This is a genomic window from Thermostichus sp. OS-CIW-20 (assembly GCF_054061455.1).
The window spans coordinates 118,024-140,715 of the sequence record NZ_JBSSEF010000004.1 but is presented as its reverse complement, the minus strand read 5'-3'; the positions used below and the strand labels follow the sequence as shown (position 1 = coordinate 140,715).

Genomic DNA, 22,692 nt, shown 5'->3' with positions numbered 1-22,692 from the left:
TTCAAAGAGCGTCATTACAATGAGGATAAAGTGGAAGGGTCCTCTTTAGCAGATTGCGGTTCCTCCATGACCACCACCATTGAAGTGCCCAAGCGAGGCTTGCCTGTCACCATCATCACTGGCTTTCTGGGGAGCGGGAAAACCACTCTGCTCAACCACATCCTCCGCAACCAGAAAGGGATGCGCACAGCGGTGCTGGTCAACGAATTTGGGGAGATTGGCATCGACGGCGAGCTGATTGTCTCCAGCGAAGAAGACCTCGTAGAGCTCAACAACGGCTGCATCTGCTGCACCATCCGCGACGACATTGTCGAGAGTGTGCTGCGCCTGATGGAGCGCTCCGACAAAATCGACTACCTGGTGGTGGAGACCACAGGACTGGCGGATCCCTTGCCGGTTGCCCTCACCTTTTTGGGGCCAGAACTGCGGGATCTGACACGGCTGGATTCGATCATCACCCTGGTGGATGCCAGCAACTTCGCTCCTGATCTGTTCAACAGTGACGTGGCCTACAGCCAAATTGCCTATGGGGATGTCATTCTCCTCAACAAAACCGACCTGGTTGAGCCGGCGGAGATCGAGCGCCTGGAAAAACGCATTCGCGAGATCAAGGAAGATGCCCGCATTTTGCGCACGGTCAACAGCGCAGTGCCCCTAGAGCTGATCCTGGATACAGACCTGTTTCAGTCCAGCTCTCTGCCCCAGGAGGAGGCTCCCGACGCTGAGCATGACCATGAGCATGACCATGAGCATGACCATGAGCATGACCACGAACACGGCCATGATCACGGCCACTCGCACCGCAGCCACATCGAGGTCGATGGTTTTAACTCCCTGGCCTTTGAGAGCGATCGCCCCTTCTCTCTAGACGCTTTCCAGAACTTTCTCAACGAGTTGCCCGATGCAGTCTTTCGGGCCAAAGGGATCCTGTGGTTTGAGGAAAGCCCAGAGCGACATATCTTCCACCTCAGCGGTCGGCGCTACACCCTCAGCAGCGACGCCTGGCCTCGCCAGCCCAAAAACCAGTTGGTGCTCATCGGCCAGCACCTCGATACGGCCAAGCTGCGGCAAAAGTTGGAAGCCTGTCTTGTCCCGGCCCCCGTCCAGGGCTAAGAACTGGGTGGCGGCTTAGAATCGTCGGGCCCTGTTCCGGCAGCCTCGCGAGGGGAGCCTTGAGAGAGGGCATCCCAGCTATGTCCGACATCTTTGTGATGATCCGCAACCAGGCCAACAACGCCCTCACTTCCATCGACGGGATCCCTTTTGTCGCCTTTCTGGAGCGGGAGGGGCAACTGATTGCCGAAGAAACCATCGAGTTAATCTACGCCGACGCCGGCTTTGATGACCTGCCGATTGGAGAATACACTGTGGGGGTACGGCATGAACGGGTGGAACCGCAAAAAGCCACCTGCCCGGTTGCGATTAGGGGTGCCAACGAAGTTGTTTTGGTAACATTTGTTTACCTCGAGCCGGAGCGGGTTCTGCTGAACGCTCAGATTGCTGTGGAAAAAAGGTTGTAACCATGACCGTCAAAGTGATCCCATCGCACTCCATCAAAGCTTTTCGCTATCGAGTGTTTTGTCTGGGACAAGATCTCTGGAATGCCCGGGATCCGATTAGCCGTGCCAACCTAGCCCTACAACTGGCCGACGCGGCCACAACCCTGGCCCGTATGGAAGTGCAAGCCGCTCAGCCTTTCAGCTCAAGCCCTTCCTATTCCCTGCCGGAAGCAGGCCATAGGTAATCGCTCCAGTCCGGCCTTGAGGCCAGAGGCAAGGGATCCCGCCCGACCAGCATCACTCCCACTCGATGGTGCCGGGGGGCTTGGAGGTGATGTCGTAGACTACGCGGTTGACGCCCGGCACCTCGTTGACGATGCGGTTGGAGATGGTGGCCAAGAGGTCGTAGGGCACCCTAGCCCAGTCCGCCGTCATGCCGTCTTCGCTGGTGACCAGTCGCACCACCACCGGGCAGGCATAGGTGCGCTTATCCCCCATCACCCCCACCGAGCGCACTTCCGGCAGCAACACGGCAAAGGCTTGCCACAGCTTGGGATAGTAGCCGGAGCGGTTGATCTCCTGGCGGACAATCATGTCGGCCTCGCGCAGGATCTCCAGCCGCTCTTTGGTGACCTCGCCCACAATGCGGATGGCCAGGCCCGGCCCCGGGAAAGGATGGCGGCCAACAATTTCTTCCGGCAAGCCCAACGAACGGGCCAGTTGCCGTACCTCATCTTTGAAGAGCTTGCGCAGAGGTTCTACCAGCTTAAAGCGCAGATTCTCCGGCAAGCCGCCGACGTTGTGGTGGCTTTTGATCTTGACGGCAATGCGCTCTCCGGTAACCGGATCCACATTGGTGTTGGCCGACTCGATCACATCGGGGTAAAGGGTGCCCTGGGCCAGGTACTCGAAGGGGCCCAGCCGCTGCGACTCCTCCTCAAACACGCGAATAAACTCTGCCCCGATGCGTTTGCGCTTCTCCTCGGGATCGGTGACCCCCTGCAACTGGCGGAGAAAGCGCTCTTGTCCGTCCACGTAGTGGACAGGGATGTGAAATTGCTCTTGGAAAAGGCGCAGCAGCCGCTGCGGCTCATCTTTGCGCATGAACCCCTGGTCGATGAACACGCAGGTGAGCTGATCCCCAATGGCCTTGTGTAGCAGAAAAGCCAAAGTAGAGCTGTCCACCCCCCCCGAAAGGGCCAACAGCACCCTCTTGTCGCCCACGCGGGCACGGACTTCCCGAATGGCCTCCTCCAGAAAAGCTTCCGTTGTCCAGGTGGGCTCGCAGCCGCAGATGTGATAGACAAAATTGCGAATGAGAAAGGCACCGGCCTCCGAGTGGGCCACCTCTGGGTGAAATTGCACCCCGTAGAGACGGCGCGCCGGATCGGCAATGGCGGCAAAGGGGGTGTTGTCAGTGTAAGCCAGCGAATGAAAGCCCGGGGGCAACTCGGTCACCGAGTCTCCGTGGCTCATCCACATGATGCTGCTTTCTGGCAGGTTGGTGAGCAGATCGGTGGGATCCAAAATGTGCAGGGCGGCACGGCCGTATTCCCCCTTCTGGGCCGGCTCCACCTTGCCCCCCAACTGCTGCACCATAAGCTGCATACCGTAGCACACGCCCAGGATGGGGATCCCCAAGTTCCAGATCTCCAGGTCACAAGCGGGAGCGCCCGGCTCATAGACCGAGTTGGGGCCGCCGGAGAGGATGATGCCCTGGGGCCGCAGTTGCCGCAGTTGCTCGGCAGTGGTGCGGTAGGAAAGGATTTCCGAATAGACGTGGGTTTCGCGAATACGCCGGGCAATGAGCTCAGAGTACTGGGATCCAAAATCGAGAATAACAATCATCTGGCGCTGCACCTTGAGGGAGGAAAGAAAAAGGCCGGGAGGGAGGGGAGAGGTAGAAGAGTTCACAAAACCTCGCAAGTGCAGAATGAGAAAGCCGGGCCTAGTGACTAACTCGGCTGTGGATAAGAAACATTAAGGGCTCTTCCATCGTAACAGGGATGGAGGCGCTTGCTTGCAGTTGCCTGTCCTGGAGAGTCCCTATCGGGTGGGAAGAGAGTTTTCGCTAAAAAACCGCTCACTGGCTAGGCAATGATTCCCAGCAACCATCGCAACCGGGAACCCAGATGACCAGGTAAAGGCAAGACTTATGATCGAAAAAAGAAGCCATCCAGACCGGTGGAGATACTGGCAAAGATCCGCAGTGCCATCGTTTTATGTCCGTTGTTGCTGAGTCCTTTCAAACGTATCTTCGTCGTCGCCGTCGTCTGCTGGCTCGCCGTCTCAAGCGGCAGCAAGGGTGGGGTGTGGTTTTGGCTTTGTTGGCCTTGTACTTGCTCAGTTGGGATGCGCTGAGCGAGGGTGGGTCGTTGCTGCACTTGGGGAGAGGGCAACCCCTATGGCTGGTGGTGATCCCGCTGTTGGGGGGAGGACTCTACAGCTTGGGCGCTGGGATGGTCTGGATGCTGCGCCAGCGCTGCTCTGCCCAGCTTTTGGCCGAGATGATCAGCTTGCCCCACTTGGCTTTGGCCGCCCTGCTCTGGCTGGGTCTGGCCATCTGGGGAGAGCAGCTTTCGCCTTTCCTGTTACGACAAAAAAACCAGTTATTGGCGGGCCTGGTGATGAGTTGGCTGTTGGCTCAGGGGTGGAGTTTTCTTCGCTCCCACTGGATCGTGGAGGTGGGGCAGCTGTGGAGGGATTATCTGCAGGAGCTGCGAGCCTCGGTGTTACAGCCCTGCTACCGACGCCTGGAAAGCTGCCGCCATTCACTGCGCCTCTATCAGGCCATTTGGCAAGACCTACAACTGGAAGAGCTGGAAGCCCAGCACCTGATCCAGGTGCTCTCTGAATCGCTGTTGCCGCTGACCTTGCCGCTCAAGGTCTATGCCCAGCGGGTTCACCACTACTGCCAACAGTTGGCAGCCCTGCTGGCGCAGATGCAAGAGCAGGTGGAGCGACTGGAGCAGGTGCTTCTGGATGTGGAGCTGGAGTTGGCCTCCCGTCAATCCTTCCAGGCCCAGCCACAGCCGATTAACCTGCTGGTGGAAGAGGGGATCCACTGTCAGGAGCTGGATTTGCAGGAGTTGGTTTGCCTGAACCAGGAGCTGCTGGGGGCCGATCGCTCTTTGCAGGGCTTGGCCGAAGAGCTCAAGGGCTGGGCCGACAAAGCCATCCCCGCCGGCTTAAAACTGGGATTGCCATGGCTGCGATCCCTGGGATGAAGAAGGCTGACCCGCCTGCTTCTGAGCCCCCAGAACTGGAGGCCCTGTGGTCAAGCTGGCTGGTGGATCTGGGCTGGCAGCCTTCTGAGCCGCAGCAGCAGCAACTGCAACAGCTCTATTCCCTGGTGATGGCCGGAAACCGCACCCAAAACCTCACCCGCATCACCGATCCCATCGATTTTTGGGAGAAACACCTGTGGGACTCGCTGCGGGGCCTGCGCCTGCTGGGATCCTGGGATGAAATCCAAGCTCAGCCCTGGCGCGGGATCGACATCGGCACCGGGGCAGGGTTTCCAGGGATCCCGGCCCAGATCGCCCTGCCCCAGGCCCACTTCACCCTCCTAGACAGCAGCCAACGCAAGATCGCCTTTGTGCAAGAAGTTTTGCAGCAGCTTTCCCTCGCCCAGGCGCGGGCGGTGGCCCAACGGGCAGAGATCTGGGGGCAAGACCCGCAGGAACGCGGCAGCTACGATCTGGCCTTGGCCAGAGCCGTGGCAGCGGCGGAGATCTGCGCCGAGTATTGCCTGCCCCTGCTCAAGGTGGGGGGACGCGCCATTCTCTACCGCGGCCATTGGACCGAGGCAGAAGCCCAAACCCTGAAGCGGGCCCTTTCTCTTTTGGGGGGGAAGCTGATCCATGTCGAAGCCTTCACTACCCCCCACAGCCACGGGATGCGGCATTGCCTGCTGTTGGAGAAAGTCGCCCCTACACCAGCTTGCTATCCCCGTCCTCCCGGCATTCCCAAACGCCAACCCCTGGGACAGGACAAGCGCCGCTAAAAGTTGGGATCCTTAATTTCCTAGTTCAAAAAAGCTTCTGCACATTCCTGGAGAAAGATCTTGGACAGGTAGTTTGCAAATGCCGTCGGGGAGACTAAGATGTGGATGGCATCAGGTTCGGATTGAGCCAATGGTCTAACCAGGTGAGCTTCCGAACTGAGCGCTAAAGGTTAAGGTTCGGAGTTCGCTACGTTATGACCATTTTTGTGGGCAATCTGTCCTTCAAGGCCAGTGAAGAAGACCTACGGCTTGTGTTTTCCGAGTACGGCACCGTCAAGCAAATCAAGCTGCCGGTGGATCGGGAGACGGGCCGCAAGCGCGGCTTTGCTTTTGTGGAACTGGAAAACGAGGCCGACGAGCAAAAAGCCATCGATGAGTTAGATGGCGCCACCTGGATGGGCCGGGATCTGAGGGTTAACAAGGCCATGCCGCGTCAGGCCGGCGCAGGCGGCGGCAGGCGGGATAGCCGTTCTTCCCGCTTCTAATCCGATAGGCTCTGGGCCGGGGATCCCTCTCCCCGGCCTTTAGCTTTGGCCGAAGATGACTTTGGCCAGAAAGGCCAAGGCAAACCAGGTGGAGGCCACCAGGACAATAGCCGGGCCAGAAGCGACGTTGAGGTAGTAGCTGGCGTACATCCCCAGCAAGCTAGCGCTGACGCCAAACAGGGATCCCAGCAGCATCACCTGCTGCAGGCGAGGCACCAACAGGTAGGCTGTTGCTGCCGGCGTGATGAGCATGGCCAGCACCAGCAGCACCCCCACCGCCTTCATGCTGGCCACCAAAGTTAGGGAGGTGAGCGCCATCAGCCCCCAGCCCAGTCCCTCGGTGGGCAGGCCGGCTGCCTTGGCTCCCAGGGGATCGAAACTGTAAAAAGTCAGCTCTTTAAAAAAGAGGGCCACCAATCCCAGCACCAGAGCGGTGATGCCCACCACCGTCAACACGTCGGCAGCACTTACCCCCAGCAGGTTGCCGAAGAGGAAGTGGTTGAGATCGATGCGGGCCCGCCGTTGGATCAGGGTGATCAACAGGATCCCCAAAGCAAAGAAAGCAGAAAAGACGATCCCCATGGCCGCATCGGGCTTGAGGGGAGTGGCGGAGCGGATCCACTGGATGAGCAGAGCGCTCAGCAACCCCGCCACGAAGGCGCCGACAAAAAGGTTTAGGCCCAGCATGTAGGCAATGGCCAGGCCCGGCAGCAGCGAATGGCTGAGGGCATCTCCCAGCAGGGCCAAGCTTTGCACCAGCAGATAGCTGCCCACCACGGCGCAGAGCATGCCGATGGCCACGGCCACCAACAGGGCCCGCTGCATGAAGGCAAAGCGCAAGGGATCCGCCAGGGTGTGCCAGAGCCCTTCCATACCACCTGATACATTTACGCTGAACACTGCTGAACATCACTGTTCAACTATGCAGCGATAGCATTCTGTTTGTTTCCAAACAGAATGGCGGTATCCCGCAAAGCTTTGAGTAGAATACCCAAAGCGCAGTTTCCGTGTCGTCTTACTACCAATTTTCTGCTTTGCTTTGGCTACCATGTTGGCAGACTCGAAAGTAAACAGAAAGATCAACTGGTAGTAATCCGTACTGAACATATTATACATTATTTTCAGTATAGTTGAGCTTATTATTGACTAGAGTCATGCTCTCACCCCCTAGGCAGCCGAGTCCAAGGGCAGGATACGGCCATAGGCCCGCTGCAACACCTGCGGCTGCAACACCTGCTGCGGGGATCCCTGGGCAATCAGCACGCGGTTGAGGAGCAGCACCTCGTCAAAGTAGGCCAGCGCCTGCCCCAGGTCGTGGTGCACCACCATCACGATATGGCCGGCGTCGGCCAGCTCCCGCAACACCTGAAACACAATGGCCTCGCTGGGCTGGTCGATCCCGGCCAGCGGCTCGTCCAGGGCGTAGATCTCCGCTTCCTGCGCTAGAGCCCGCGCCAAAAACACCCGCTGCTGCTGTCCCCCTGATAGCCGACCAATGGGCCGCTCCCGATAGGCTCCCATCCCCACCCGCTCCAGGGCTTGCGCGGCCCGCTCCCGACCTTCTGGCCCGATGCGGCGCAACCAGCCGGCAGCTCTTACCTGTCCCATCAGCACCACATCCCACACCGTGGCCGGAAAGCTCCAGTCGATGGCCGACCGCTGCGGCACATAGGCCACTTGCTCCCCCCGCAGCACCTGGCCGCCGTAGCGCACCTCGCCCCCCTCTTTGGGCACCAACCCCAACAGCGCCTTGAGCAATGTACTCTTGCCGGCCCCGTTGGGCCCCAGGATGCCCGTGATGCGCCCCGGCCGGATCTCGGCGCCGATCCTCTCCAACGCCAGCAACTTGCCGTAGCGCACCGTCAGATCCCGCACCACCAGGGAGGCCGGACGAAGCGGGAGAGAAACCGCTGGTTTTTTCATTTTCCTTTCATTTTCATCAAGACCAGTGTAACCTAGGGGGGTACATGAATCATGAAACGATTATGAAAATGAAAGCTTTGTTTTTTGCTGGGCGCCGCTTGGCGGTGGGATTTGGCCTGGTGATCGGGGGTTGGCTGTCCCTGGCTGGCTTGGCTGTGGCGCGTCCCCGCGTCGTGGTCACCACCACCTTGATTGCCGATTGGGTAGGGCAGGTGGGGCAGGATCGCATCCAGCTCAGCAGCCTGCTGCAGCCGGGCGTGGATCCCCACGTCTATGAGCCGACGCCGGCCGATGCCGCGGCCCTGGAGCAAGCGGATCTGGTGTTTTACAACGGCTACAACCTGGAGCCGGGGTTAATTCGTCTTATCGAGGCCACGGCCCAAGGAGCGCGGCGGGTTGCCCTGGCCGAGATCCTTGAGCCCATCGTCGCCGATGAAGACGGGATCCCGACGCCGGATCCCCACGTGTGGGGCAATGTGGAAAACGTCATCCTCATGGTGGAGCACATTGCCCAGGAGCTGACGGAGCAAGTCCCCAACGAAGCCGCTTTTTTCCAGGCCAATGCCGCCGCCTATCGGGCGGAGCTGGAGGAGCTCCACACCTGGATCGGGGAACAGATTCAGACCATTCCCCCCGCCAACCGGGTTCTGGTGACCACCCACGATGCCTTTGCCTACTACACCCAAGCCTACGGCCTGAAGATGGGGGGATCCCTCCTGGGGATCAGCACCGAGGAACAGCCCAGCGCCCAGACGGTGGCCCAGTTGGTGGAGGAGATCCGCGCCCTGGGGGTGCCGGCGGTCTTTGCCGAGACCACCCTTAACCCCGCTCTCATCCAGACGGTGGCCGCCGAAGCCGGGGTGCAGGTAGCCGAACAGGAACTGTACTCGGACTCTTTGGGGGAAGCAGGCAGCGGCGCCGAAACCTACGTCGCCATGATGCGCCTCAACACCTGCACCATCGTGGCGGCCTTGGGCGGATCCCCTGACTGTCCTTGAGGGGCAGCATCGAGACGGTGGGGCTGAGTTTTGTATGATAGGGGCTCAGACCCTCGTTATCTCACCGCGTCCATGCCTGCTGCCATCCGTCGCCCGCCTCGTTCCCTCTACTGTGGCCAAGTGCGCCCGGCCCACATCGGCCAGACCGTCACCCTCTACGGCTGGATCGACCGCCGCCGCGACCACGGCGGTGTGATCTTCTTGGATCTGCGGGATCGCTCCGGCATCGTGCAACTGGTGGCCGATCCCCAGAAAACCCCCCTCTCCTACGAGCTGGCGGGGCAGGTGCGCAGCGAATATGTGGTGCGGGTAACGGGAACGGTTCACCAAAGACCTAGTGACTCCTTTAATCCCCGCCTGGCCACCGGCGAGGTGGAGGTCTACGCGGAAGAGTTGGAAATTCTCAGCCGGGTGGGCAAGCAGCTTCCCTTCAGCGTCTCGGGGGAGGAAGGGGAAGAGGTGCGGGAGGAGATCCGCCTGCGCTACCGCTACTTGGACTTGAGGCGAGAGCGCCTGTCCCGCAACCTGCAGCTGCGTCACCAGGTCATCAAGGCCATCCGCCGCTTCCTGGAGGACGAAGAAGGCTTTATCGAGGTGGAGACCCCCATCCTCACCCGCTCTACCCCCGAAGGTGCCAGAGATTACCTGGTGCCGAGCCGCGTCAACCCCGGGGAGTGGTTTGCCCTGCCGCAGTCGCCCCAGCTTTTTAAGCAGTTGCTGATGGTGGCCGGCGTGGATCGCTACTACCAAATTGCCCGCTGCTTTCGGGATGAGGATCTGCGGGCGGATCGCCAGCCGGAGTTTACCCAGCTGGACATGGAGATGAGCTTTATGGATCAGGAGGCGATCCTGGAACTCAACGAGCGGCTCCTCTGCCATATCTTCAAAACCGTCAAAGGCATCGACCTGCCCCGCCCTTTCCCGCGGCTGAGCTATGCCGAGGCCATGGCCCGCTACGGCTCCGACAAGCCCGACACCCGCTTTGGGCTGGAATTGGTGGATGTTTCGCCGCTGTTTCAGGGATCCGGCTTTAAGGTCTTCGCCAAGGCCTTGCAAGAGGGCGGTGTGATCAAAGTTCTGCCGGTGCCGGGCGGCGACGAAAAGATCTCCAACACCCGCATCAAGCCGGGCGGGGATCTGTTCAAGCTGGTCACCCAGTACGGGGCGGGTGGCCTGGCCTTCATCCGGGTGCGGCCCGGCAGCCTCGACACCATCGGCGCCCTCAAAGAAAGCCTCAGCCCCGAGCAGGAACAGCAGTTGCTGCAGCTTACCAACGCCAAGCCGGGGGATCTGCTGCTGTTTGGAGCAGGGCCGGCTGCCGTGGTCAACGAGTCGCTGGGCCGCCTGCGGCTGCACCTGGGCCAGGAGCTGGGCTTGATCCCGGAGAACGCCTTGAATCTCCTCTGGATCACCGATTTTCCCCTGTTTGAATTCAATGCCGAGGAAAACCGCCTGGAAGCCCTGCACCACCCCTTTACCGCCCCCCACCCCGACGACTTGGCCGACCTGAAAACGGCGCGGGCCCAGGCCTACGACCTGGTCTGGAACGGCGTGGAAGTGGGCGGGGGATCCCTGCGCATCTACCAGCGCGAGATCCAGGAGCAGGTTTTCCAGACCATTGGCCTTACCCCTGAGCAGGCGCGGGACAAGTTTGGCTTTTTGCTGGAAGCCTTCGAGTACGGCACCCCGCCCCACGGCGGCATCGCCTATGGCCTAGACCGGCTGGTGATGCTCTTGGCGGGGGAAGATTCCATCCGCGATGTCATCGCCTTTCCCAAAACCCAGCAGGCCAGGTGTTTGCTCACCGGTGCCCCTTCCGGCGTCGAGGCCAAGCAGCTCAAAGAACTGCACGTGGCCTCCACCTATCAGCCCGGCTGAACAGGATCCCCTGTTCCGGACTGTGGAAGGATAGAGAAGAACCTACCCCACCTTTCCGTATGCTAGACCTGACCGGAAAAAAAGCCTTGGTAACCGGCATTGCCAACGAGCGCTCCATCGCCTGGGGCATTGCCCAGCAACTGCACAAAGCGGGGGCGACGTTGGGGGTTACCTATCTGCCGGACGAGCGGGATCGCTTCAAGACCAAAGTCCAGCAGCTCACCGAGCCCCTGCAGCCGGATTTTCTCCTCCCTTGCGACGTGCAAAGCGACCAGCAGATTGACGAGCTGTTTCAGGCAATAGCCCAGAAATGGGGTCAGGTCGATATCTTGGTTCACTGCCTGGCTTTCGTCAAAAAAGAAGAGCTGAGCGGCAACTTTAGCGATATCTCGCGGGAAGGGTTTGCCCTGGCCATGGATGTGAGCACCTACTCCCTGATTGCCCTCTGCCGGGCCGCCAAGCCTCTCTTGAGATCCGGCAGCAGCATCCTCACCCTCACCTATTTGGGGGGGGTGCGGGTGGTGCCCAACTACAACATGGCCGCTGTCACCAAAGCGGGCCTGGAAACCTGCGTTCGCTACCTGGCGGCCGAGCTGGGCCCCGCCGGGATCCGGGTGAATGCCATCTCCGCTGGACCCATTCGCACCTTGGCTTCTTCGGCCATTGCTGATTTCCATGCCATGCTGCACGCGGTCGAGGAGAAAGCTCCGCTGCGGCGCAATATCACCCAGCTCGAGGTGGGCAATGTGGCAGCTTTTCTGGCCAGCGACCTGGCCAGCGGCATTACCGGCCAGGTGATCTATGTGGATAGTGGATATAGCATCCTGGGTTTTTAGGCTCTTGGGGATCCCCCTGGCATGAATCGCTTCTCGCCTTTGCAGCGGCTGCTGCTCACCTGGATTTTGATCGTCATCAGCGGCTGGCTGGCCCTACAGGTGGGCCGGCTGTTTGGCCATCTGCTCACCACCATCCTGACGGCGGCGGTGCTGGCTTTTTTGCTCAACTATCCGGTGCAGGTGCTGCGGCGCTATCGGGTAAGCCGCGGTTTGGCAGTCACCCTGGTTTTTGCCCTGTCGGTGGTGCTGCTGGCCTTGGTGGGGATCGCTGTGGTGCCCATCCTGGCCAAGCAGGTGGTGCAGTTGGGGGCGCGGATCCCGGAGTGGGTGGATACCTTACAAAGCTGGCTGGATCAAATCAGCCTGTGGGCGGCAGAGCGCAACATCAACCTCGGCCAGACAGAGCTGGTGAACACCCTCCTCAACCGCCTGCAGGCCAGCGCCGAAAAAATTGCCGGCCAATCCCTGGACATCCTCCTGGGCACCTTCAATCAGGTGATCGATCTGGTGTTGGTGTTGGTGCTGGCCCTCTACATGCTGCTCTACGGGGGGCAGTTCTGGCAGGGGTTGCTCAGCCTCTTCCCCAAGCCCTGGGGACCGCGCATCGGCGAAGCCCTGGCTCTGAGTTTCCAGAACTTTCTCATCAGCCAGTTGGTGTTGGGGTTCATCATGGCCCTGATGCTGGTGCCAATTTTTGGGTTTTTGCGCGTGCCCTTCGGGCTTTTGTTTGGCCTGTTGATCGGCCTGCTGGAGGTGATCCCACTGGTGGGGGGCTTTATTGGCATCGGCGCGGCAGCGGTGCTGCTGGCCTTTCAGGATATCTGGCTCAGCCTCAAGGTGGTGCTGGTCTCCCTAATTGTGCAGCAGGTTAAGGATCGGGTCATCGCCCCCCGCCTGATGGGGGAACTGATCGGCCTCAACCCGGTGTGGATCTTGATCGCCCTGTTGGTGGGGGCGCAACTGGGGGGCATCCTGGGCGTCATCGTCGCGATTCCCCTAACCAGTGTGGTGAAAAGCCTCTACGAGATCGCGCGTTCCGCCGACTTGGCCGCCGAAGAGGGCTTGGACTCGACCACGAGAGTGACCTCTCTGGGCGAAAGTCGCAGAGAAACTCGCCGGGATCCCACCTTGCCCAAACCGGAGACCCAACAGATTTAGCGTGCTGACGTTCCAAGCGGAGCCGAACCCGAATCCGTATCTCCCCTCTCCCTTTGGGAGAGGGGCCGGGGGTGAGGGCCTCAGCGAATTTTTCCCTCGATAAAAGGCACCTCCAGCACCTTTTCGTGGTGGATGGGGCCATGGCCAAAATAGCCCCCTTCCCCGAACAATTCGCCGTGGTCGGCGGTAACGGTGATGTAGGTGTTTTTGGGAACCAGATCGAACAATTGTTCAAAAACCCCATCTAGGTAGCGCACCGCCTCGATCTGCCGCTGGCGCAGCTCCTCCAACTGGGCGGCGCTGAAAAAGGGGATCCCGGCCTCTTCCCCTTCATCCAGGCGCTTTAACACGCCATTCACCCCAGAGATGCGGGGCCACAGGCTGGGATCCTCATCGGGCAGGGCGTAGGGATAGTGAGTTTCGCCCACATTCAACAGGTAAAAGCTGGGGCGATCCGGATCAAAGCGCAACTGCTCCACCATGGCTGCCATGTCGTTGTGGCGCGGCATGAGGCGGTAGGAATCGAAGTCGCGGTTGAGCAGGGTGCTGGGGTTGAGCACCGGCAGGGAGACCATGGCGTGGGTGGTGTAGCCCAGTTGGTGCTTCAGTAGCGTCGGCAAATAGAGGTGGGGCAGCAGATGCTTGAACTCGATCGGCTGCCGGGTACCGAGGCGCTCGTTGTAGCGCAAATATTCCTGCTTGTAGTGTTCAGACGCGAAAACCTGGGTGGGGCTGGTGTGGGGCAGCAGGCCCATGAGCAGGTTGTAGTGGGCGGGAGCCGTCCAGGAAGCGTAGCTCCAGCGCTTTTCCAGGGATCCCAGCTTGAGCAGATGCTTGGGGTTGGCGGCCAGCAGGCTGTCGAAACGGCAACTGTCGAGAACGATCAGCAGATAGTTATTCTGTCCCTGGGGTTCCGGTCGAGGGTCGGACTCAGACGAGGGAGCCGCAGAAGATCGCCACCAGTTCAAGAGTCCCATTCCTCTTCCTCCTGGGCAGAATAGGGCCGTCGGACGATCCGCCAGTTGGGGGCTGTGGCCGCGTCGTCTTCCTCCTCAAGTTCTTCCTCAGGATTGGCAGATTTAGGAGCCGGGTCGCGAATGCGTTCCGGCGGGATATTGGAGTAGGAATAGCGGCCTGCCTGGGGATCCGGCAGATCCTGAGGCAAATAGTGGTCGGGGGGAATCATCTGCGCTTCCAAAAAGCGCACTCGCTCGATGAGCTGGTTTAACTTGCGGATTGCCTGTCGCTGGAATACCCGGTCGTGCAGCCGCCAAGCGCCCACATACAGAAACCCCAAGCCCACTCCTACCCCATAGGCCGTCAAGAGCGTCAGCGACAAAGGAATCGCAGCGCCAGCTTGCCCGGCTACGACTACGGCTGCCGCAGATCCCCAGTTTTGGACAAGGAAAACGAGCAGGGTCAGTATCCACAGGCCCAGGAGTATGGAGCGGATATTCTGGAGCATGGCCGCCACCTTCCCTCTTCACCAGGCTACCACCACCCCTGCAAGGAGCGGCGGAGGAAACCCCGAGTCCTCAGCCACCTCCGATTGCGTTGGATCCCCAGCCCGGAGCCACTTGAGCCGCCCTGAGGATAAAGGCAGCCAGGTTGCGCAGCGCTTCATCATCCATCCAGGAGGGGGGCACGGGGCGGCAGCCATAGCTAACCTCGGTGCCATCGTAGCTGCGGGGATCCCGTTGGTACTCCACCAAGGCTTGAATGGTGTCGCGGGGTGGGGTGGCGCCGCGCAAGTCCTTGAGCGAAAGGGAAATGTTGGGGGCCGGTAGGGTAGAGCCACCCACGTGGCAGTTCAGACAGGCGGACTGAAAGCGATTTTTCCCGTCGGTAAGTTGCTCTGGAGTAAAGGTGAGCATGTGCCCTTCCGCATCCCAGGGCAGCTCTATCGGCTCAGTGGTTCGCAGATAGTGGCTCACGTAAGGATCAATGCGGCCTGCTGCTGGGCTAGCTAGCCCTAGCCATACCAGAAGCAGGATCCCGGCCCACCTCCAGCCACGGCCCGGGACCCGCCACCGCTTTGCCCCTTGAGTTTGCCCAGGCATCAGAGATAGGCCGAAAGGTCACTGTGGGATTCGCTCTTGGTGCCGCCCCAGCCGGGCACGGTCTTAGCCTGCACTAGGATGTAGCCGGCAATTAACTTCAGATCCTCATCGGTGAGGTTGCGCAGGCGAGGATACTCACTTAGAAGCTGGGTGTTGGGATGATATTCCACCAGGGACTCTACCCCGTCATAGGTGACCGGGTTCTTGATGTAGTCCACGATCGCCAACACATTATCGCGGGGAGGTGTTGCCCCCTCCAGATCCGAGAGCTTCAAGGTAACATCCGGATTGGGATAGGTCTGTCCACCCACATGACACTGGGCACAGGCCCTGTTGAATAACTGCTTTCCTCTGGCCAGTTGCGCTTCCGTGAAAGTGATGGACTCGGTTGGCGACAAGGCTACAGGAGGAATCTGCCTGGCCGCCAAGGCCGGCCCCCAGGCATACCCGGCCATCCCCAAAACCAAGATCAGGATCAGTAACCGACGACGCGCCGCCGCGAACGCTTTCTGAAGAGAAAAAAATTTGCTAAACATGGTTCTCCGTAGTTCGATCTTAGAAAAGGGGTCAGCTCTGCTCCAGCGACAAACCCGACAACAGGATCAAGAATAGACCATTGCGAGATCATTTGCAGATGGGATCCGGGATCCGTTTTGCAAGGCGTTCTCTTCGACCTTGGTGTTAAGTTTGATTGCGAATTCAGGGCCCCTTCAACGGTCGGGTTATTGCCCCCACCCTGCCGAGATCGGCAATGCGATACACAAAAGCAAACTCGGAGAAGGGATCTCTTTCCTCCTGGAGAGGACAGCAGAGGTTGGGACAGATAGGGTTGAGGAGTCCTCAAAGGCGGTTCAATTGCCAGGGATCCCCTGGCTGGGGCTATCCTGTAAGCATCTCTCCTGCGTGCGTTCTCTAAGTGGGTAGGCAATGCCTTGGGACCTGGGGCGGTTTTGGAACACGCTGACCTACTACGAAGCGCTGCCCTTTGCCGACCTATGGCGCTGGGTTCAGAATGGGTTCCAAGCAGCAGCGGTTGACTTCATGCCTCCTTCCCTGGCGACTTCAGCTCCTCTTCCCGTGATCTTCTTGGGCGATGGCCTACCAGTGGGGCTGGCGGAGGCGCTGCAACAGCAGGGGGCGGAAGTCCAGGAGAGAGGGGATGAGGTGACAGCCAGGGTCATCCTGGGTCTGGAGAACCGGGAGGAAGCTAAGGCCCACCTGGAGCGGCTGCGCCGCAGCGGCCAGACGGAACAGATGCTCTTTGACTTTCGCCGGCCTGACCCCCAGGTGAACCAGTTCTGGGGCATCCTAGACGATGTGGTGATGGGCGGGGTGAGCCAAAGCCAACTGCTCTGGGGCGAGGGCGAGCTGCTGTTTACGGGGCAGGTTTCCACGGCCAACTTCGGCGGCTTTGTTTCCACGCGCACCCGCAACTGGCAGCCTCCCTTGGATGTGTCGGGGTTTGCCGGCCTGGAGCTGCGGCTGCGGGGGGATGGGCAGCGCTACAAGGTTCTGCTGCGGGATCAAGGGGGTTGGGACAGCCCGGCCTACGGCTATGCCTTCGACACCACCCCAGGGGAAGAGCAGACCGTCCAGGTGCCTTTTGCCGAGATGGTGCCTACCTTTCGCGCCCGCCGGGTTGCTGCTCCCCCTTTGAATACCCGCCAGATCTATTCCCTGCAACTGATGCTGAGCAAGTTTGAGGCGGACGGCAGCCCCAACCCCCGCTTTCGGCCTGGGCCCTTCCAACTGGGCCTGCGCTGGATCGGGCTCTACCGCCGCGATCCGCTGCCGCAACTGATGGGGGTGGCGCGGGGATCCCTAACTCCCGATTGGGTGGCGGCCTTGCGGGAGAGCTCCAGCCGCTGGTGTGGGGTGGAGATTCCTGCAGAGATCGAGGGATCTGCTCTGGCAGCCCAGTTGCTGCGGCTATTGCACTCGCCCGAGAGTGTGGGCCGGGTGGTGCCTCTAGAAGCTGTCCATGGCTAAGCTTCTGGGCCGCCTCAAGGGATCCCTGGGGCTTTTGGCCGGCCTATGGCTGTGGGCGGGCCAGGGGATCCCTTACCTGTTTGACTGGGACGAGCTCATTTACGCCAGCTTGGCGCGGCAGATGCTGGCCAGCGGCGATCCCCTGGCTTTGCAAATTAACGGCGAGCCTTTTTTCGAAAAGCCCCCCCTCTTTTTTTGGCTGCAGGCCCTGGCGATGGCGGCCCTGGGGGTCAACGAAGGGGCGGCGCGGCTGCCCAATGCCTGGGTTGGCGGGATCACCGTAGCCCTTTTGGTGGCGTGGGGAGGGCGGCTGCGCGGGGCGGGGTTTGGCTGCCTCTGGGGGATCCTGCTCCTGACGGGCTACCTGCCCCTGTTTTTCTACAAAACCGGCCTCATCGACCCGCTGCTGAATTTGGGTATGGGCGTGGGGCTGGGATCCCTTTGGGCTGCTGAGGAGGCGCGTCGGGCCGGGCGCTCCGGTCAGGGGTGGAGAGCTCTGGGCGCGCTGGCTTTGGGCCTGGCGGTGTTGGCCAAGGGGCCGGTGGGGCTGGTGTTGCCGCTAGCCATCTGGATCCTCTACAAGCTCTGGCAGCGGGATCCGCCAATGGGGTGGGGGGAGATGGTGATCTTTTTGGGCCTGGCGGCGGCTGTTCCCCTGGCCTGGCTGGTGCTGGAAGTGACAGCGCGGGGGCTGCAGTGGCTGGCGGCGTTTTGGCACTACCAGTGGGGTCTGGTGAGTACCCCCAGCGGCCATCCGGGCCCGGTCTACCTGCATCTTTTGGCCTTTGCCTGGGGGTGCTTTCCCTGGGGGGCTTTGGCCCTGGCCGGGATCCTGGAGAGGATCCCCAGGAGTATTGACTCGGCGGCTGCGGATTTAACTCAGCGGGCAGAACGCCTGCTCTTGGTGGCCTTTGGGGTGGTGCTGGCCCTGTTTTCGCTCCTGGTGCAAACCAAGTTGATCCACTACACCTCGCTGCTTTACCCCATCGGCGCCTACTTTGCCGCCCTGCGCCTGCAAGGCCTGGTTGCCGAGAAAAGGGGGCCCAGCTTTGGGGAAACTGCCTGGATCCTGCTCAGCGGCCTGGGTTGGCTGGCCCTGTGGCTGCTATTGCCGTGGCTGGGATCCCAGGATCCGGCTTTGCGGGCCCAAGTGGGGGCCGCCTTGGGGATCCCCGACAGCCTAACCGGCCGTTTGGCCCTGGGATACCTACAGGCCGAGGTGGAATGGCCCTTCTTCACCTATGGCCCTGCTTTGCTCCTGGTGCTGGGGGGACTGGCCTGGATCAGGGCGCGGCAGAGCGTTCGGGGATGGGCCATCTTGCTCTTGGCCACTGGACTCAGCGCCCAGTTGGCCTGGAGCTGCATCTTCCCAAGGGTGTTGCAGCATACCCAGGGGGGATCCGTCTACTTTTTCCGCCAGTTTGCCGGCCCAGAACCGGCTCTTTTGGGAAGGGTTGGCCTCTACGGGCTCCGCTCGTTTGTACCCTATTTTTATGGTCCGCTGCGGGTGCCCTATGCCGCCAAGCTGGAGGAGCTGGCTGCCTGGCAAGCCCAAGGCCAGGTGCCCGACTATCTGGTGACCTGGGATCCCTTTGTAGCTGAGCTAACGGAGCCAGGGATCCCAGCGGCAGCTTGGCAGGCCGTGGAGCGCCGCAGCCCCTTTTGGCTGTTGAAGAAAACCTAGGGAAGATATGGGCCAGTACGTGTTGCGGATCAGCGACCTTCCCCTTCAGGATCGCCCGCGCGAGCGGCTGCTCAGCCAAGGGGCCAAAAGCCTCTCCCACGCCGAGCTGCTGGCCATTTTGCTCAATACCGGCCAGGGGCCGGGCAAGCTCTCGGCTGTGGGCCTGGCCCAGTTGCTCTTGAAAACATTGGAAGCCCAAGGGGATCCCCTGGCCCAACTGCGCCAGGTGGAAGCCGGAGAGCTGCTGCAAATTGAGGGCATTGGCCCAGCCAAAGCAGCAACAGTGTTGGCCGCCATCGAGCTGGGGCGGCGGATCTTTTTGGCCCGACCCCCCGAGCGGACGGTGATTGAATCGCCGGAACAGGCGGCCATGGCCCTAAGCGGCGACCTGATGTGGGAGCCCCAGGAGCATTTTGCCGTCCTGCACCTGGACATCAAACACCGCCTCATCGGCCAGCAGATCGTAACCCGGGGAACCGCCACGGAAACCCTCACCCACCCGCGGGAAACCTTCCGCAGCGCCATTAGGCAAGGGGCCAGCCGCATCCTGGTGGCCCACAACCACCCCTCCGGCAGCTTGGATCCCAGCCCGGAAGATCTTGCTCTCACCCGGCAACTCTTGCAGGCGGGGCAACTGCTGCAGATCCCGGTTTTGGATCACCTCATCCTCGGCGGCGGGCAGTTCCTCAGCCTGCGCCAACACACCCGCCTGTGGGAGGAATTTCCCCAGCCCGAGTAGTTCCAAGCGCTCCGCGCCGCTAACGCGACCACCCCCGCCCCCCTACATCCCCCCGCAGGCGGGGGGACAAGAGGGGGGCCGGGGCTAGGGATCCGGCAGCACCTCAAAGCGCATGCCCACCCTGAGTTGGCCGCCGTTGACCAGATCCCAGGCCGACTGTTCCTTCCTGCCGGGCAGTTGGGCCCGCCGGATGAGGAGGGATCCCTCCCCTGTGGCCACATACACCCCTTCTCCCCTGGCCAGTCCCACCACTTCTCCGGGGCTGCCCGGGGGAAGCTCGGCAGGTGGCGGGTGCAACTGGGGAGCGGCGGAGCGGACAATCTTAATCCGCTGCCCCTGCAAGCCGGTAAAACAGTCCGGGGAAAAGGCGCGGATTTGGTTGTGCAAGGCCTGGGCCGGGCGCTGCCAGTCGAGCTGGAAGTCCTGTTTTTTAAGCAGGGGGGCATAGGTTGCCCGCGAGTCATCCTGGGGAATGGGGGTCAGCTCTCCTTTTTCCAGTTTCACCAGGGTTTCCACCAGCAGCTCTGCCCCCCGTTGGGCCAGTTGGGAGGCCAGCTCCAAGCCGGTCTGCTCCGGCTCGATGGGCAGCTTGGCCTGCAGCAAGATGGCCCCCGTATCCATGCCTTCGTCCATGAGCATGGTGGTGACGCCGGTCTCGGTCTCGCCGTTGGCAATGGCCCACTGGATGGGGGCGGCGCCGCGATAGGCCGGCAGGAGGGAAGCGTGGACATTGATGCAGCCCAGCTTGGGCATCTGCAGCACCGCCGGCGGCAAGATCTGGCCGTAGGCCACCACCACAAACACATCGGCAGCCAGCGCCTCTAGCGCCGCCAGCACCTCTGGATCCCGCCGCAGCCGGCCAGGCTGCCACACCGGGATCCCGTGGGCTTGGGCGAGGATCTTGGTGGGCGGAGGAAGCACCTTCTGTCCTCGCCCCTGCGGCCGATCCGGCTGGCAGACCAATCCCACCACTTCAAAGGGAGACTGCGGCTGCAACAAGATCTGCAGCGAGGGCAGAGCAAACTCCGGCGTGCCAAAGAAAACAACCCGCATGGCCGACCCCCTGAGCCCTGCCCTTTAGTCTAGAGCGGCCGGGGAAGGTGGAGAGGGCTCGCCCTCGGCGGCGTCGGCTGCTGGAGAAGGAAAGGGAGAAAGCCTGGTCGGGGAAGCCTGCCAAAAGGCGGGCTGTTTGAGATCGAACTCTTGGCTCCAGGCCGGCAAGAAGGAGCCCAGCTTTTGCCCGGAAAGCCGCAGCCGCTGCACAAAGGTCCATTCCAGACGGGTCAAGGCCCGCCGCACAAAGTCCTTGGCCCAAGCCGGATCCGGAACTTCCGCTGCCTGCAAGTTCACCTGTAAGAGGCCCAGCTTGGGGTGCAGATGGACGCGGGCCTGGATCCCCTGCGGGCGCAGCAGGTAGTCGAGCACATACTGGATGGCTTCTCCATCCCCGCGTTGGGCGCGATACAAGGGGCTGTTGGGGTTGGGCGGCGGCTGGTAGCGCCACTCGCGGTGCCACTCCGGGATCCCTTCGTTGGGGGGAAAGCCAAACAGCTCCACCTGGCGCTGCCGGTAGCTCAACGCTATTTCCTCTAGGGTTGGCAAGAGGCCCTGCAGCAGCCGATCCGCATCCGGGAGGGGATCCCCTTCCAGGCGCAGCAACAGGCGGTGTCCGGAAAGACGCGCCTGCACCTGCAGATGTCCCAGCCCCTGGGATCCCAGGGCTGCTTGCAAGCGAGCCACGATCTCCGGGAGAGCCGCCTGGACCTCCACAGAATGGTCAGACATCGGCAGGGATCCGCAACAAGACCAGATCCAACCTAGCCCAAGTTCGGCAAGGGCTTGGAGGGGTTGCCAGCCGGGGCTAGATTCCCAGGATTAAGCGGGCAACGGAGAAGTAGATCAACACCCCTAGCACATCCACAATCGTGGTGATGAAGGGGGTAGCCATCAAAGCGGGATCGAAGCCGAAGGAGCGGAACAAAAAGGGCAGCCCCGCCCCCGACACCGAAGAGAGAACAGAAATCCCAAATAGGCTCAGCCCGACGCTGATCGCCACCAAGAGATCCCGCTGCAGGGCATAGGCCCAGCCGATGGTGATCAAGCTGAGCATGATCCCCAGCATGGCTCCCACCGCCGCTTCCCGGGCCAGCACCCCAAACCCGTCCTTGAGGCGCACCGTCGCCGTGCTCAGGCCGCGAATCACCACCGTCGAAGACTGGGAGCCGACGTTGCCGCCGCTATCCACCAACAGGGGGATAAAAGCCGCCAGGGCAATCACCTGGCTTAAGACTTCTTCCTGACCGGCAATAATCGTGCTGGTAAAGGTGTTGGTAAACAGCAAAATCAGCAGCCACACCACCCGCTTGCGGGCCGCCTGCCAAAAGCTGAGGTCGAAATAGTCCTCTTCTCCAGACTGCAACCCCCCCAAGGAGTAGATGTCTTCGGTGGCCTCTTGCTCCAGGATGTCCAGTACATCATCTACCGTAACGATCCCCACCAGTCGCCGCTCGGCATCCACCACCGGCACCGCCAACAGGTCGTACCGCTGGATGACCCGCGCCACTTCTTCTTGGTCGGTGTGGGTGCTGACAAACACCACCTCCCGGTTCATCACCTCCTCCAGCCGCTGGGCCGGGTCGGCCATCACCAACTCCCGCAAGGACAGGGTTCCCGTCAGGTGTCGCTCTTGGTCGGTGACGTAGAGGTAGTAGATGGTCTCGGTTTCGCGGGCCAAGAGGCGCACCCGCTCCAGCGCCTCGGCTGCGGTCAGGTTCTCTCGCAGGGAAATGTATTCCGGAGTCATGATCCGCCCCGCGGTGTTGGGGGCATAGCCCAGCAGCAAGGCTGTGGCTTCCCGCTCTTCGGGGCTGAGCTGCGGCAGCAGTTCGGCAACCACCTTGGCCGGCAGTTCGTCGAAGAGGCGGGCCCGGTCGTCCGGCGACATCTTGTCCAGGATGTCCTGGATCTCTTGGCTTCTGAACTCGCGCAGCAGCGTCTGTTGCAGCTCTATGTCCAGGTGTTCGTAAACGCGGATAGCCAGATCCTTGGGCAGCAAGCGAAAGGCCAGAGCCTGCTGCGCCTCCGGCAACTCCCCAATGACCTCGGCAATGTCCACCGGCTGCACCGGCAGCAGGAGAGATTTGGCCTGTTCCAAGTTGTTTTCCTTTAAGGCCAAGCTGAGCTGGCCGCGCAAGAGCTCACAAGATTGCTCGCGGCTCAACTCAGGACTGGGGGCGGGTGGGATCAGCGGGGCGGAATTCAACGGCCTTGCTCCCTGCAACTCTAGCTGTAACCAAAGGTCGGGCGGCGCAAGCCCCGGACTTTAGCCCTGGGGATAAGCCGCCTTATCTCGACTTTATGATGATGTCACGAGCGCCTGCGGATTTCGATCCACGGTATTGGTTCGAGCAATATCCGACGCAAGTATCTCGGCTTGG

23 protein-coding genes are annotated in these 22,692 nt (G+C 61.2%); 13 read left to right on the top strand and 10 right to left on the bottom strand.

Features of this window, described 5'->3' with window-relative positions; genetic code table 11:
• Positions 1–66: 66 nt before the first annotated feature.
• From ACVWXC_RS03230 to ACVWXC_RS03220, 3 genes are all read left to right on the top strand, one after another.
• The gene (locus tag ACVWXC_RS03230) at positions 67–1,113 is read left to right on the top strand and encodes a CobW family GTP-binding protein (protein ID WP_457390921.1); all 1,047 of its coding nucleotides are present in this window, start codon (positions 67–69) and stop codon (positions 1,111–1,113) included.
• Positions 1,114–1,193: 80 nt separating this feature from the next.
• On the top strand, positions 1,194–1,520 hold the full coding sequence (locus ACVWXC_RS03225; RefSeq protein ID WP_228375221.1) for a hypothetical protein: 327 nt from the start codon (positions 1,194–1,196) through the stop codon (positions 1,518–1,520).
• Positions 1,521–1,522: 2 nt separating this feature from the next.
• Entirely contained in the window at positions 1,523–1,744 is a 222-nt protein-coding gene (locus ACVWXC_RS03220) for a hypothetical protein (RefSeq protein WP_011430503.1), read from the top strand.
• 52 nt (positions 1,745–1,796) lie between these two features.
• Here the strand turns inward: ACVWXC_RS03220 and guaA are convergent, their stop codons facing one another.
• Positions 1,797–3,347 carry a glutamine-hydrolyzing GMP synthase gene (guaA, locus tag ACVWXC_RS03215; RefSeq protein ID WP_099813400.1) on the bottom strand — a complete coding sequence of 517 codons (1,551 nt, stop codon included), beginning with the start codon at positions 3,345–3,347 and terminating at the stop codon, positions 1,797–1,799.
• Positions 3,348–3,721: 374 nt separating this feature from the next.
• Here guaA and ACVWXC_RS03210 point away from each other — a divergent pair, with 374 nt between their 5' ends.
• The 3 genes from ACVWXC_RS03210 to ACVWXC_RS03200 all read left to right on the top strand — a co-directional run bounded on the left by ACVWXC_RS03210 (position 3,722) and on the right by ACVWXC_RS03200 (position 5,990).
• The gene (locus ACVWXC_RS03210; RefSeq protein WP_011430506.1) at positions 3,722–4,726 is read left to right on the top strand and encodes a hypothetical protein; all 1,005 of its coding nucleotides are present in this window, start codon (positions 3,722–3,724) and stop codon (positions 4,724–4,726) included.
• The gene (rsmG, locus tag ACVWXC_RS03205; RefSeq protein ID WP_011430507.1) at positions 4,723–5,505 is read left to right on the top strand and encodes a 16S rRNA (guanine(527)-N(7))-methyltransferase RsmG; all 783 of its coding nucleotides are present in this window, start codon (positions 4,723–4,725) and stop codon (positions 5,503–5,505) included. Before ACVWXC_RS03210 ends, rsmG begins: the two co-directional genes overlap by 4 nt.
• A gap of 194 nt (positions 5,506–5,699) precedes the next feature.
• A complete protein-coding gene (locus ACVWXC_RS03200) occupies positions 5,700–5,990 on the top strand; it encodes an RNA recognition motif domain-containing protein (protein WP_011430509.1) in 291 nt (96 codons plus the stop codon).
• A gap of 39 nt (positions 5,991–6,029) precedes the next feature.
• Here the strand turns inward: ACVWXC_RS03200 and ACVWXC_RS03195 are convergent, their stop codons facing one another.
• The gene (locus ACVWXC_RS03195) at positions 6,030–6,863 is read right to left on the bottom strand and encodes a metal ABC transporter permease (protein ID WP_457390924.1); all 834 of its coding nucleotides are present in this window, start codon (positions 6,861–6,863) and stop codon (positions 6,030–6,032) included.
• Between the two features lie 294 nt (positions 6,864–7,157).
• Positions 7,158–7,913 (bottom strand): metal ABC transporter ATP-binding protein, encoded by a 756-nt coding sequence (locus ACVWXC_RS03190; RefSeq protein ID WP_457390926.1) that lies wholly within the window; start codon positions 7,911–7,913, stop codon positions 7,158–7,160.
• Positions 7,914–7,975: 62 nt separating this feature from the next.
• Between ACVWXC_RS03190 and ACVWXC_RS03185 the strand changes: the two genes are divergently transcribed.
• The 4 genes from ACVWXC_RS03185 (at position 7,976) to ACVWXC_RS03170 (ending at position 12,783) form a co-directional block, all read left to right on the top strand.
• Positions 7,976–8,911: a metal ABC transporter solute-binding protein, Zn/Mn family gene (locus ACVWXC_RS03185; RefSeq protein ID WP_457391032.1), complete on the top strand. Its 936-nt coding sequence runs from the start codon at positions 7,976–7,978 to the stop codon at positions 8,909–8,911.
• A 72-nt stretch (positions 8,912–8,983) separates the two neighbouring features.
• Positions 8,984–10,789, top strand: coding sequence for an aspartate--tRNA ligase (gene aspS, locus ACVWXC_RS03180; RefSeq protein WP_457390928.1), 1,806 nt, complete (start codon positions 8,984–8,986; stop codon positions 10,787–10,789).
• 59 nt (positions 10,790–10,848) lie between these two features.
• Positions 10,849–11,625 (top strand): enoyl-ACP reductase FabI, encoded by a 777-nt coding sequence (fabI, locus tag ACVWXC_RS03175; protein WP_011430514.1) that lies wholly within the window; start codon positions 10,849–10,851, stop codon positions 11,623–11,625.
• A 21-nt stretch (positions 11,626–11,646) separates the two neighbouring features.
• Positions 11,647–12,783 carry an AI-2E family transporter gene (locus tag ACVWXC_RS03170; RefSeq protein ID WP_457390931.1) on the top strand — a complete coding sequence of 379 codons (1,137 nt, stop codon included), beginning with the start codon at positions 11,647–11,649 and terminating at the stop codon, positions 12,781–12,783.
• An 80-nt stretch (positions 12,784–12,863) separates the two neighbouring features.
• On the opposite strand, the gene ACVWXC_RS03165 is transcribed toward ACVWXC_RS03170, so the two are convergent.
• The 4 genes from ACVWXC_RS03165 to psbV form a co-directional block, all read right to left on the bottom strand.
• Complete coding sequence (locus ACVWXC_RS03165) at positions 12,864–13,760, bottom strand: sulfatase-like hydrolase/transferase (RefSeq protein ID WP_083759164.1); 897 nt, start codon at positions 13,758–13,760, stop codon at positions 12,864–12,866.
• Positions 13,748–14,248: a hypothetical protein gene (locus ACVWXC_RS03160; RefSeq protein ID WP_011430517.1), complete on the bottom strand. Its 501-nt coding sequence runs from the start codon at positions 14,246–14,248 to the stop codon at positions 13,748–13,750. The genes ACVWXC_RS03165 and ACVWXC_RS03160 overlap by 13 nt, the downstream gene beginning before the upstream one ends.
• A gap of 70 nt (positions 14,249–14,318) precedes the next feature.
• A complete protein-coding gene (gene psbV2 / locus ACVWXC_RS03155) occupies positions 14,319–14,843 on the bottom strand; it encodes a photosystem II cytochrome PsbV2 (protein WP_011430518.1) in 525 nt (174 codons plus the stop codon).
• Positions 14,843–15,379, bottom strand: a complete 537-nt coding sequence (gene psbV / locus ACVWXC_RS03150) for a photosystem II cytochrome c-550 (RefSeq protein ID WP_011430519.1) — start codon at positions 15,377–15,379, stop codon at positions 14,843–14,845. The genes psbV2 and psbV overlap by 1 nt, the downstream gene beginning before the upstream one ends.
• A 391-nt stretch (positions 15,380–15,770) precedes the next feature.
• Between psbV and ACVWXC_RS03145 the strand changes: the two genes are divergently transcribed.
• From ACVWXC_RS03145 to radC, 3 genes are read left to right on the top strand one after another with little or no spacing between them, the layout of a single operon-like run.
• Entirely contained in the window at positions 15,771–16,832 is a 1,062-nt protein-coding gene (locus ACVWXC_RS03145) for a CIA30 family protein (RefSeq protein WP_011430520.1), read from the top strand.
• Complete coding sequence (locus tag ACVWXC_RS03140) at positions 16,825–18,516, top strand: ArnT family glycosyltransferase (protein WP_457390934.1); 1,692 nt, start codon at positions 16,825–16,827, stop codon at positions 18,514–18,516. The genes ACVWXC_RS03145 and ACVWXC_RS03140 overlap by 8 nt, the downstream gene beginning before the upstream one ends.
• Positions 18,517–18,523: 7 nt before the next feature.
• The gene (gene radC, locus ACVWXC_RS03135; protein ID WP_011430522.1) at positions 18,524–19,255 is read left to right on the top strand and encodes a RadC family protein; all 732 of its coding nucleotides are present in this window, start codon (positions 18,524–18,526) and stop codon (positions 19,253–19,255) included.
• Between the two features lie 84 nt (positions 19,256–19,339).
• On the opposite strand, the gene fmt is transcribed toward radC, so the two are convergent.
• The 3 genes from fmt to mgtE all read right to left on the bottom strand — a co-directional run bounded on the left by fmt (position 19,340) and on the right by mgtE (position 22,517).
• Positions 19,340–20,308, bottom strand: coding sequence for a methionyl-tRNA formyltransferase (gene fmt / locus ACVWXC_RS03130; RefSeq protein WP_099813161.1), 969 nt, complete (start codon positions 20,306–20,308; stop codon positions 19,340–19,342).
• A gap of 24 nt (positions 20,309–20,332) precedes the next feature.
• The gene (locus ACVWXC_RS03125; protein WP_071813519.1) at positions 20,333–21,040 is read right to left on the bottom strand and encodes a hypothetical protein; all 708 of its coding nucleotides are present in this window, start codon (positions 21,038–21,040) and stop codon (positions 20,333–20,335) included.
• 76 nt (positions 21,041–21,116) lie between these two features.
• Positions 21,117–22,517 (bottom strand): magnesium transporter, encoded by a 1,401-nt coding sequence (gene mgtE / locus ACVWXC_RS03120; protein WP_099813160.1) that lies wholly within the window; start codon positions 22,515–22,517, stop codon positions 21,117–21,119.
• Positions 22,518–22,692: the final 175 nt, after the last annotated feature.